Origin of the sequence: Neotabrizicola sp. VNH66 (assembly GCF_049445895.1) — a bacterium.
GTDB lineage: Bacteria > Pseudomonadota > Alphaproteobacteria > Rhodobacterales > Rhodobacteraceae > Pseudogemmobacter.
The window spans coordinates 41,465-51,310 of record NZ_JBMSDW010000003.1; the positions used below are offsets into that span (position 1 = coordinate 41,465).

Below are 9,846 nucleotides of genomic sequence, written 5' to 3' on the forward strand. Positions count from 1 at the left end.
TGCGGTCCTCAGTTGCCGCCAAGGATGCCTTCCAGCAGCTTGGCGGCCTCTTCGGTCAGCACTTCTTCGGCACGGCGCTTGGCGGCATCTTCAAGGCTTTCACCGGGACGGGCCTCGATCCCGGCCTCTTCCTTCAGTTTTGCCTCCAGTTCCGCCTTGGCGCGGGCTTCGGCGGCCTTGGCTTCGGCCTCCATCTTCTCGCGCGCGATGGATTCCAGATCCAGCCGGTAGGTGGGTTTCGCCCATGATCCGGTGATCCAGAGCGGCACCATCACGCCCCCGGTGCCATCTTCGCCCGGAAAGGCGGTGGGGCGGATGCGGTAATCCAGATTGCGGGCGCCAAGGCCCACTTTGCCCGCGCCGGTCGCGGTCAGGTAGGGCGCCACGAACTTCAGATCGCTGTTCGACAGCACCCCATCGGCAATGGCGAAACTGCCCGCGACGCCGTCGAAGATGGTCTTCTGCCCTTCGCCCACGAAAGAAGTGTCCAGCGTCCGCAGCATCCCCGCAATGTCCAGCCCGCGCAATTCCCCCTTGCCGAGCGAGAAGTTGCCCTCTCCCTTCAGGCTTTTCATGATGGCATCGACGGAATTGCCCACACCAAGGAAGCTGAGCGTCAGGTTGCCGGTGGAGACGAGCCGGTCCCACCCCGCCAGATCCTGCATCAGCGGCTGGATGCCGAGGTTGGCCAGCGTCAGCTTGCCACCGACCGACAGGCCACCGCGGCCGTTGACCACGAATTCCCCTGCCACGCTGCCGCCATAGGCGGCCATCCGACGGATGTCGAAGACGGCGCGGGCACGGTCCACGGTCAGCATGAGCTGGGTTTCCCCGAATTTGACCACACCAAGGTCGATGGACCCGGCCACCAGCGCCACCGCGGCATCGACGGTGCCAAGCGCGGAGACATCCATCACTCCGGTCGGCCAGCCTTCCGCCTGCATCCCGCCATCCGCGCCACCGCCTTCGCCGCCGGAAAGCCCGGCCAGCGACAGCGCGCCGGTGCTGAGCTGTGCGGACAGTTTGGGCCGCGCCTCGCCGGGCGAAAGCTCCAGATTGCCGGTCAGGGTATTGCCATCGGCCACGATCGTGGCGCCGGTCAGGGCGGCGGTGCCGTTTGCCGTGAGGGTCAGCTTGCCCGATACCTTCAGGTTTTCCGCGCCCATCCCGCGCGGCGGCGCGGTCACATCGGATCCAAGTGCGGCGGCCAGTGCCGGTATGTCCGAAAGATCGGCGGTCAGTTCCCCTTCGGCGGCCATCGGCTGCCAGCCGGCGCTGCCGCTGAAATCCGCCGTCGCGCGGCCCACGCCGGCCTTGGCGGTCAGCGGCACCACGCGGCCCTCGGTAAAGGCCGACCACAGCCCGCCCTCGGCCGTCAGGCTGACTCGCTGGCCGCCTGCGATCCCGCTGGCCTGAACGGTGAACGGGCCGGAATAGTCCGGAACCCGCAGGGTCAGGTCGATACCGTCATAGGTGACATCGGTTTTCTTGCGCCAGTCGATCACCCGCAACGACCCGCCCGTGACCAGCAGCTGCTCCAGCGTGTAGGGCGTTCCGACGCCGGGCGTGTCCGTGGTCACCTCTCCGCCGCTGCCGCCCCCGCCGAACACCCAGTTCTGCCGCCCGTCGCGCGCCTGTTCCAGAACCAATGCGGGTCGGGTGACCTCGATGGTCTCAATCTGCACGGCGCCCCCCAGAAGCGAGGCGGCATTGACGCCGATCACCAGCTTTTCGGCGGTGAACATCGGCGCGTCGGCATCGGACCAGTCGGCATTGGCAATGGTGACGGGGCCGGTTTCCACGCCAAGCACGGGCCAGAGCCGGGTCTTCACCTCACCGGTGATCTGCAGCTCACGCCCGAACAGCCGCTGGAATTCGGACGCGGCAAGGGCTGCCACCCGTTCGGACGGGATCAGTGAGATGACCGCGACCACCGCGATCACCAGAACTGCAAGCCCGGTCGCAATCCGCAAGAGCCACCGCATCGACGCCCCCTTATCGTTCTGTTTTGGAAACGATTCTATGGTGAAGCGGGTTCCCCGGGCAAGAAGGCGCTGGCCTCTCTCCCCTGCTTTGGCATCAAATGGCCGAGAGCGGCAGGCTGTCGCGGGCACTGGCCAAAAGGGCAGGGTTGCGGCAAAACCCCTGTCAGCACAACGGGAACGGGCGGAATGACGGTGCAGGATGTGCAGATGGCGGATCTGATCCGCGCGGGCGACCGCCGCGCGCTGGCGCGGGCGATCACGCTGGTCGAAAGCGCGCGGGCCGATCACCGGGCGCAGGCGGTGGCGTTGCTCTCGGACCTTGGCCGCGGGCGGCAGGCGCTGCGGATCGGACTGTCGGGCACGCCCGGGGTGGGGAAATCCACCTTCATCGAGGCGTTCGGCATGATGCTGACGGGGCAGGGGCTGCGGGTGGCGGTGCTGGCGGTGGACCCGTCCTCCGCCCGCTCGGGCGGGTCCATTCTGGGGGACAAGACCCGGATGGAACAGCTGAGCCGCGACCCCCGCGCCTTCATCCGCCCCTCGCCCAGTCAGGCGCAGATGGGGGGCGTCGCCCGCCGCACGCGCGAGGCGGTGGCTTTGTGCGAGGCGGCGGGGTTCGACGTGGTGCTGATCGAGACGGTGGGCGTGGGCCAGTCCGAGACCATGGTGGCCGAGATGTGCGACCTCTTCATCCTGCTCATGGCGCCTGCGGGCGGCGATGAGCTTCAGGGGGTGAAGCGCGGCATCATGGAGATGGCCGACATCATTCTGGTGAACAAGGCCGACGGCGACCTTGCCCCCGCGGCCAGCCGCACCGTGGCCGATTATGCGGGCGCGCTGCGCCTGTTGCGCCACCGCCCGCAGGACCCGGAGGGATTTCCCAAGGCCATGCCGGTGTCGGCCTATACCGGCGCGGGGCTGGACCGGGCCTGGGCCGACATGCGCCATCTGGCCGACTGGCGCCGCGCCAATGGCCACTGGGATCGCCGCCGGTCGGAACAGGCGGCCCACTGGTTTGCCGAGGAGGTGCGGCAGGGCCTGTTGTCGGTGCTGAACCGCGAACCGGCCCGCGGCCTGATGCGCGCCTTGTCCGAGGATGTGGCGCAGGGCCACAAGACGCCGGAAGCGGCAGCTTCGGAGCTTTTGCCGCTTCTGGGGCGCTGAGGGGGGCAGGGCCTGGGCGGTGAATCGCTTGACGCCGCCGCCGTTTCGACTTACACGCCCGCAATCGAATTCGGACGGCGGGGATTCCCCGGTCCTGTCCCGTTGACAGAACAAAGGATACCGCAATGTCGCGCGTCTGCGAACTCTCCGGCAAGGGCCCGATGTCGGGCAACACCATCAGCCATGCCAACAACAAGACCCGGCGCCGTTTTCTGCCGAACCTGAACGAAGTGACCCTCGGGTCGGACGTTCTGGGCCGTGCGTTCACGCTGCGCATCTCCTCGGCGGCGCTGCGCTCGGTCGATCACCGCGGCGGGCTGGATGCTTTCCTGGCCAAGGCCAAGGATGACGAGCTGTCGGTCAACGCGCTGAAGATCAAGCGCGAGATCGAAAAGGCGCAGGCTGCGGCCTGATCCGTCTGACAGATCCAAGATCAAAGGCCCCGCAGGCATACTGCGGGGCCTTTCGCATGCGCGCATGTGCCGCTTTCCTCTGTCGGCGCGGCGGGATAGAAGGGCGCATGCCTGTGATCCGCCTTCTTTGCCGTCTGCTCCTTGTGCTGGCCGTCGGGCTGGCCTCGGTTCATTCCGGCATCGGCCGGGCCGAGGCGGCGGGCGCGATCCGCATGGAAATCTGTGCCCAGGGCACCGTTCAGACGGTGACCATCGGGGCAGACGGCCGCCCGGTGACGCATCTTTACCCCTGTCCGGATTGCGTTCTGGGCGGAATGGCGGCGCTGCCGTCGCCTGCGATGCTGGCCCTGCCGCCTGCGGTGCCCATGCTTGCCCTGCTGCACGAGGCGGGCGCAGTGGGGCATCCGCTGTGCCACCCGCCCCATGCCCGGGCGCGCGGTCCTCCTTCCGCGGTCTGATCCCGTTCCACGATCAACCGTCTTTCCAAGGAGTGAACCGATGTCCGTGTTCCGCAATCTTCTGGCTGCTGCAACGGCTGCCCTGACCCTGACCACTGCCGCGCTGGCCCATGACGGCCATTCCCATGGCGCCGAGGCCATCCATGTGACGGACCCCTACGCCCGGTCCAGCAATGCCGTCTCCGGCGCCGTGTTCATGGTCCTGCACAATATGACCGACACCGATGACCGGCTGATCGCCGTGCGCTCGGACGTGGCGGAGCGGGTCGAACTGCACACCAATGCGATGAATGATGCGGGTGTGATGACCATGACCGAAGTGAAAGAGGGCTTTCCCGTGCCTGCCGGTGGCGAACATGCGCTGGCGCGGGGCGGTGATCATGTCATGATGATGGGGCTGAAGGCGCCTTTGGTGGAAGGTGCAACCTTCCCGCTGACGCTGGTCTTTGAAAAGGCCGGGGAAATCACCGTCGAAGTGCCGGTGGACAATGCCCGCAAGCCCGATGCTGCCGCCACGGACGGCATGGAAGGGATGGAAGGGATGGAAGGCATGGACCATTCCGGCCATACCGGCCACGGCGGCTGAGGCTGGACCTCTCCTCGGGGACGCGGCAGGATCGCGGCCCCGGAAGGAGAGACCGATGACCCCGCCCAGCCCCCGCACGCGCGTCCGGCGCATGAATGAAAAGGCCGCCTATGACCGTGCCACGGTCGAGGCGCTGCTGGACGCAATCCCGCTGGCCCATGTCGGCCATCTGGTGGACGGGTTTCCGATGGTTACCCCAACGCTGCAATGGCGGACGGGCGGACGGCTTTACTGGCACGGCTCCTCGGCCAGCCGGATGATGCGGGCCGCGGCGGGGGCGCCGGTCTGCGTCACCGTCACCGCGCTGGACGGCATGGTTCTGGCGCGGTCGGGGCTGGAACACGGGGTGCATTACCGCTCGGTCATGGTATTCGGCACGGCCGAGGCGGTGACCGATCCGGCTGCGAAAGAGGCGGCGTTGGCGGCGATGATGGAGCGGCTGTTCCCCGGCCGATGGTCCGCGCTGCGCCCGATGACGGGGCAGGAACTGAAGGCGACCGCGATCCTGTCGCTGCCGATTGACGAGGCCAGCGTGAAGACCGATGCAGGACCGCCCGCCGATCCGCCCGAAGATCAGGACTGGCCCGTCTGGGCCGGAACTGTGCCGCTGGTCACCACACCCGGCACGCCGGTGCCCGCGCCGGGGCTGGCGGCTGCTTTGGCCGCCGATCCGCCCGCCTATCTGTCGGCCTTCCGCGTGACCTGAGCCAGCAGTGACGCCACCCAATCCGGTACGGTCTGGCTGGCAGGGCCAAGGATCACCTCGTCGAAATCCTGCGTCACGGCGGAGGGTTCGGCGTTGATCTCGATGCAATGCGCGCCCGCGCGGCCTGCGTCCTGCGCAAAGGCCGCGGCGGGATAGACCGTGCCCGAGGTGCCGATGGCGACGAACAGGTCGCATTGGCGGAGCGCAAACCAGATTTCCTCCATCTGATAGGGCATCTCGCCGAACCAGACGATGTCGGGTCGGGTGGCGGGGGCGGCGCAGGCGGGGCAGGGGTCCTGCGGCGCCATCACGGCGGGCGCGGTCCAGCGGTGGCCGCAGGCGGCACACAGCGCGCCGTCCAGAATGCCGTGCATGTGGATCAGGCCCTGCGCGCCCGCGGCCTCATGCAATCCGTCGACGTTCTGCGTCACGATCAGCACATCGCCGGGCCAGTCGCGCTGCAACCGGGCCAAGGCTTGGTGCCCGGCATTCGGCTGCGCGGCGCGGGCATTGGCGCGGCGGGCATTGTAGAACTCATGCACCAGCGCGGGATTGCGGGCAAAGCCTTCGGGCGTGGCCACCTCTTCCAGATCATAGCGAGTCCAGAGCCCGTCCTTGTCGCGGAAGGTGCCCAGCCCGCTTTCGGCGGACAGGCCCGCGCCGGTCAGGATCACGATGAACTCATTGCCGCTCAGCCCTTGCATCCGCCGCTCCTGCCGATGAAAATACAGGCATGCAGCGTATTCTTTTCGTCTGTCTGGGCAATATCTGCCGCTCTCCCACGGCGGAGGGCGTGTTTCGCGTGCTGGCGGCCAAGGCCGGTCTTCGCGTGCAGGTGGACAGCGCGGGCACCGGCGGCTGGCATGCCGGAGAGCCGCCGCATCCCCCTGCGGTGGCCGCCGCGCGCAAGCGGGGCTATGATCTGTCGTCCCTGCGCGCGCGTCAGGTGCGGGCTGGGGATTTCAGCGGCTTCGACCTGATCCTTGCGATGGACCGGCAGAACCTTGCGGATCTGCAGGCCATGGCCGATGGCCCGGCGCGGCTGCGCCTCTTGATGCATTACGCGCCGGAAGGGCACCCGGCCGAGGTGCCGGACCCGTGGTACACCGGCGAATTCGACCGGGTGCTTCTGATGATCGAGGCCGCGAGCCGCGGCCTCATCCGGGAATTGCAGCGGCAGACGGCGGATCAGCCGCCGCAATAAGCCTCGGCCATGGCGCCGAACTGCTTGTAGCGTTCCCAGAACGCATCGTCGGCGGGCTTTTTCGAGATCCAGACAGTATGGGCCAGATCCGGGTCGCGGAAGAACTTGGCCGCGCGGCGCTGGTCTGCGCCTTTCAGCGTCATGTCCGCCACCTGCTGGATGCAGCCGCAGACCGCACGGTTGGCGGCGGCGCGGTCAGACCGCATGCAGGCCGATTCAATCGGGCCGGCCATGGCGGCGGGAACGGAGAGATACAGCACAGCCGCGGACAGCGCCGCGGTAACGAGAGATTTCTTCATCATCTGCCTCAGGTGCCTGCGGCCCAGGGTCATCCCCCCGCCGACGGTCATTTTTGTAAGCCAATCATGCCCGAATCCAGTGTTTTCTTCAATGCGGCAGGGCGGGTGGACGGGCGATGTCCTGAACCACCAATGATTGAGGGGTATGGGCGGGGATCATGCAATATCATGGGCTTTGGCCCACCAGGCTCCGAAGGGCTGCCGCAATCGTGATGGGGCAGGAGGAGGGTTCCGGTGCAGGTATCGGTCCCGCGGCGGCGGCGATTGATTCGGTCAGTTGAAATCCGGAATCGGGCCAAGACGGCCGCGGTACATGGGCCAGTTCACCGGATCGAATTCCGAGGCCATCCAGACCATATTGGCCCAGATCCGGGGATGCTTGCGCCGTTCGTACTGAATATATGCCTCGAACGCGGTGGAAAGGTTCAGCGTGGTCGACCGGATCGTCTGGCGCAGCAATTCGGTGTCGATGGCCCCAAGACGTGCGGCGGCGGCGATGAATTCATACTGGTTCAGCATGAAGTCGACCGCCTCGACGAAATCCCGCATGTCTTTCAACTGCGGGTCCTGCGTCGGCACGCCCGAACAAAGGTAGGAAATCAGTTCCGCCCCGGCCGGACGGGAAAAGTCTCCGCCCAGCATATCGCGCACCTGCTTGGCGCGGGACAGATAATCCTTGTCGGTGCGGAGAGTCTGCAGCGCCGCAAGGCCATTCGCCGCCCTCTCGGCGCGGTCATGGTGATAGCTGGTGTAGAGAAAGGTGATGAAGGCCGCCAAAGTGCCGAAGAAGATCACCCATGTCTGGAGCCCGGTCGGGTTTTCGCCGCTTTGCTGCAGCAGCGGCATCCTGCTGTTCAGCCACCACCCCGAGCCGGCGAAGGCCAGCGCAAACAGAAGAACGATGCATAGGAATGCGTGTCGCGCCAAGGCGGCAGGCCATCAGGTCGTCATCGCGGCCGCCATTCAGCGGGCCGCGATGATCACGCCTTTTCCGTCACGAAACATCATGGTCTGTCCTTGCCTGTTGCGTCAGAGGCCCATGGTTGATGCCAAAGCTTAACCAAAGGTTAACACGCTAGGGGAAAATAGGCGACATACGGCGCCCTGACAAGGGATTCCCGGGCGTTCCGGCGGTTTCCGGCGCTCGCGCCCCCTTCCCGGCATCCTTGCTTCAAGCTATATCCGCCGCCATGACCCAGCTTGACCGCATCCGCAATTTCTCCATCGTCGCCCACATCGACCACGGCAAGTCCACGCTTGCCGACCGGCTGATCCAGATGACGGGCACCGTCGCCGAACGGGATATGAAGGCCCAGCTTCTGGACTCGATGGATATCGAGCGGGAGCGCGGCATCACCATCAAGGCGAACACCGTCCGGATCGAATATCCGGCCAAGGACGGGAACACCTATATCCTGAACCTGATCGACACGCCCGGTCACGTCGACTTTGCCTATGAGGTCAGCCGGTCCATGCGCGCGGTCGAAGGCTCGCTTCTGGTGGTGGATGCGTCGCAGGGGGTCGAGGCGCAGACGCTGGCCAATGTCTATCAGGCGCTGGATGCCGGTCATGAGATCGTGCCCGTGCTGAACAAGATCGACCTGCCCGCCGCCGACCCTGACCGGGTGAAGGAAAACATCGAGGATGTGATCGGGCTGGATGCCTCGGACGCGATCCCGATTTCCGCAAAGACCGGCCTTGGCATCCCCGATGTGCTGGAGGCCATCGTCACCCGCCTGCCGCATCCGCAGGGTGACCGCACTGCGCCGCTGAAGGCCATGCTGGTGGACAGCTGGTATGACCCCTATCTGGGCGTGGTCGTCATGATCCGCGTGATGGATGGCGTGATCAAGAAGGGCGACCGCGTCCGCATGATTGCGACCAATGCGGTCTATGGCATCGACAAGCTGGCGGTGCTGAAGCCGCAGATGCAGGATATTGCCGAACTGGGGCCGGGCGAGATCGGGATTTTCACCGCCTCGATCAAGCAGGTGCGTGACACCCGCGTCGGCGACACCATCACGCATGAGCGCAAGCCCTGCGACACGCCGCTGCCGGGCTTCAAGCCCGCGCAACCGGTGGTGTTCTGCGGGTTGTTCCCGGTGGATGCTAATGATTTCGAGGCTTTGCGCGATGCCATCGAAAAGCTGGCGCTGAACGACGCCTCCTTCTCGACCGAGATGGAAACCTCGGCCGCGCTTGGCTTCGGCTTCCGCTGCGGGTTCCTTGGCCTTCTGCACCTTGAGGTGATCCGCGAGCGGCTGGAACGGGAATTCGATCTGGACCTGATCACCACGGCGCCGTCGGTGGTGTTCAAGCTGCACATGAAAGATGGCGAGGTGCGCGACCTGCACAACCCCGCCGACATGCCCGATTTCACCTATATCGACCATATCGAAGAGCCGCGGATCAAGGCCACGATCATGGTGCCGGACGAATATCTGGGCGACATTCTGAAGCTGTGCCAGGACCGCCGCGGCATACAGCAGAACCTGACCTATGCGGGCAACCGTGCCATGGTGGAATACGACCTGCCCTTGGCCGAGGTGGTGTTCGACTTCTATGACCGGCTGAAATCGGTGACCAAAGGCTATGCCAGCTTCGACTATCAGATCAGCGAATACCGTGAGGATGAGCTGGTGAAGATGTCCATTCTGGTCAATGACGAGCCGGTGGACGCCCTTGCCATGATGGTGCACCGCGACCGGGCCGAGATGCGGGGCCGGGTGATGGTGGAAAAGCTGAAAGAGCTGATCCCCCGCCACATGTTCAAGATCCCGATTCAGGCGGCCATCGGCGGCCGCGTCATCGCCCGCGAGACGATTTCCGCGATGCGCAAGGACGTGACAGCCAAGTGCTATGGCGGCGACGCCACGCGGAAGCGCAAGCTTCTGGACAAGCAGAAGGAAGGCAAAAAGAAGATGCGGCAGTTCGGCAAGGTCGAAATTCCGCAGACCGCCTTCATTCAGGCGCTGAAGATGGACAACTGACGGGTCTCAGGACCGGATCAAAGGGCGCCGCGGGCGCCCTT

The 9,846-nt window shown here is 65.8% G+C and carries 11 protein-coding genes; 7 read left to right on the forward strand and 4 right to left on the reverse strand.

The features are described from left to right. Positions 1-8: 8 nt before the first annotated feature. Positions 9-1,985, reverse strand: coding sequence for an AsmA family protein (locus tag ACO2Q5_RS04980; protein ID WP_423288524.1), 1,977 nt, complete (start codon positions 1,983-1,985; stop codon positions 9-11). Positions 1,986-2,171: 186 nt separating this feature from the next. Here ACO2Q5_RS04980 and meaB point away from each other — a divergent pair, with 186 nt between their 5' ends. The 5 genes from meaB to ACO2Q5_RS05005 all read left to right on the forward strand — a co-directional run bounded on the left by meaB (position 2,172) and on the right by ACO2Q5_RS05005 (position 5,312). Then, on the forward strand, positions 2,172-3,149 hold the full coding sequence (gene meaB / locus ACO2Q5_RS04985) for a methylmalonyl Co-A mutase-associated GTPase MeaB (RefSeq protein ID WP_423288526.1): 978 nt from the start codon (positions 2,172-2,174) through the stop codon (positions 3,147-3,149). 125 nt (positions 3,150-3,274) lie between these two features. After that, positions 3,275-3,562 carry a 50S ribosomal protein L28 gene (gene rpmB, locus ACO2Q5_RS04990; protein ID WP_423288528.1) on the forward strand — a complete coding sequence of 96 codons (288 nt, stop codon included), beginning with the start codon at positions 3,275-3,277 and terminating at the stop codon, positions 3,560-3,562. Between the two features lie 107 nt (positions 3,563-3,669). Continuing rightward, entirely contained in the window at positions 3,670-4,020 is a 351-nt protein-coding gene (locus tag ACO2Q5_RS04995) for a hypothetical protein (RefSeq protein WP_423288530.1), read from the forward strand. Positions 4,021-4,060: 40 nt separating this feature from the next. Then, positions 4,061-4,606, forward strand: a complete 546-nt coding sequence (locus ACO2Q5_RS05000) for a copper chaperone PCu(A)C (RefSeq protein WP_423288532.1) — start codon at positions 4,061-4,063, stop codon at positions 4,604-4,606. A 55-nt stretch (positions 4,607-4,661) separates the two neighbouring features. Further along, the gene (locus ACO2Q5_RS05005) at positions 4,662-5,312 is read left to right on the forward strand and encodes a pyridoxamine 5'-phosphate oxidase family protein (RefSeq protein WP_423288534.1); all 651 of its coding nucleotides are present in this window, start codon (positions 4,662-4,664) and stop codon (positions 5,310-5,312) included. Here the strand turns inward: ACO2Q5_RS05005 and ACO2Q5_RS05010 are convergent. Beyond that, positions 5,285-6,016, reverse strand: coding sequence for an NAD-dependent deacylase (locus ACO2Q5_RS05010; protein WP_423288536.1), 732 nt, complete (start codon positions 6,014-6,016; stop codon positions 5,285-5,287). The genes ACO2Q5_RS05005 and ACO2Q5_RS05010 overlap by 28 nt on opposite strands. A 29-nt stretch (positions 6,017-6,045) precedes the next feature. Between ACO2Q5_RS05010 and ACO2Q5_RS05015 the strand changes: the two genes are divergently transcribed. Further along, positions 6,046-6,516 (forward strand): low molecular weight protein-tyrosine-phosphatase, encoded by a 471-nt coding sequence (locus ACO2Q5_RS05015; RefSeq protein ID WP_423288538.1) that lies wholly within the window; start codon positions 6,046-6,048, stop codon positions 6,514-6,516. Here ACO2Q5_RS05015 and ACO2Q5_RS05020 read toward each other — a convergent pair. After that, positions 6,501-6,818 carry a hypothetical protein gene (locus ACO2Q5_RS05020; protein WP_423288540.1) on the reverse strand — a complete coding sequence of 106 codons (318 nt, stop codon included), beginning with the start codon at positions 6,816-6,818 and terminating at the stop codon, positions 6,501-6,503. The genes ACO2Q5_RS05015 and ACO2Q5_RS05020 overlap by 16 nt on opposite strands. A gap of 270 nt (positions 6,819-7,088) precedes the next feature. Further along, positions 7,089-7,661, reverse strand: a complete 573-nt coding sequence (locus ACO2Q5_RS05025) for a DUF4760 domain-containing protein (RefSeq protein ID WP_423288542.1) — start codon at positions 7,659-7,661, stop codon at positions 7,089-7,091. Positions 7,662-8,005: 344 nt separating this feature from the next. Between ACO2Q5_RS05025 and lepA the strand changes: the two genes are divergently transcribed. Beyond that, the gene (lepA, locus tag ACO2Q5_RS05030; RefSeq protein WP_423288544.1) at positions 8,006-9,805 is read left to right on the forward strand and encodes a translation elongation factor 4; all 1,800 of its coding nucleotides are present in this window, start codon (positions 8,006-8,008) and stop codon (positions 9,803-9,805) included. Positions 9,806-9,846: the final 41 nt, after the last annotated feature.

What these genes read in the sequence shown, in the direction of transcription:
- ACO2Q5_RS04980 (WP_423288524.1), bottom strand. Translation starts at nt 1,985, where the DNA reads ATGCGGTGGCTCTTGCGGATTGCGACCGGGCTTGCAGTTCTGGTGATC.
- meaB (WP_423288526.1), top strand. Translation starts at nt 2,172, where the DNA reads ATGACGGTGCAGGATGTGCAGATGGCGGATCTGATCCGCGCGGGCGAC.
- rpmB (WP_423288528.1), top strand. Translation starts at nt 3,275, where the DNA reads ATGTCGCGCGTCTGCGAACTCTCCGGCAAGGGCCCGATGTCGGGCAAC.
- ACO2Q5_RS04995 (WP_423288530.1), top strand. Translation starts at nt 3,670, where the DNA reads ATGCCTGTGATCCGCCTTCTTTGCCGTCTGCTCCTTGTGCTGGCCGTC.
- ACO2Q5_RS05000 (WP_423288532.1), top strand. Translation starts at nt 4,061, where the DNA reads ATGTCCGTGTTCCGCAATCTTCTGGCTGCTGCAACGGCTGCCCTGACC.
- ACO2Q5_RS05005 (WP_423288534.1), top strand. Translation starts at nt 4,662, where the DNA reads ATGACCCCGCCCAGCCCCCGCACGCGCGTCCGGCGCATGAATGAAAAG.
- ACO2Q5_RS05010 (WP_423288536.1), bottom strand. Translation starts at nt 6,016, where the DNA reads ATGCAAGGGCTGAGCGGCAATGAGTTCATCGTGATCCTGACCGGCGCG.
- ACO2Q5_RS05015 (WP_423288538.1), top strand. Translation starts at nt 6,046, where the DNA reads ATGCAGCGTATTCTTTTCGTCTGTCTGGGCAATATCTGCCGCTCTCCC.
- ACO2Q5_RS05020 (WP_423288540.1), bottom strand. Translation starts at nt 6,818, where the DNA reads ATGATGAAGAAATCTCTCGTTACCGCGGCGCTGTCCGCGGCTGTGCTG.
- ACO2Q5_RS05025 (WP_423288542.1), bottom strand. Translation starts at nt 7,661, where the DNA reads ATGCCGCTGCTGCAGCAAAGCGGCGAAAACCCGACCGGGCTCCAGACA.
- lepA (WP_423288544.1), top strand. Translation starts at nt 8,006, where the DNA reads ATGACCCAGCTTGACCGCATCCGCAATTTCTCCATCGTCGCCCACATC.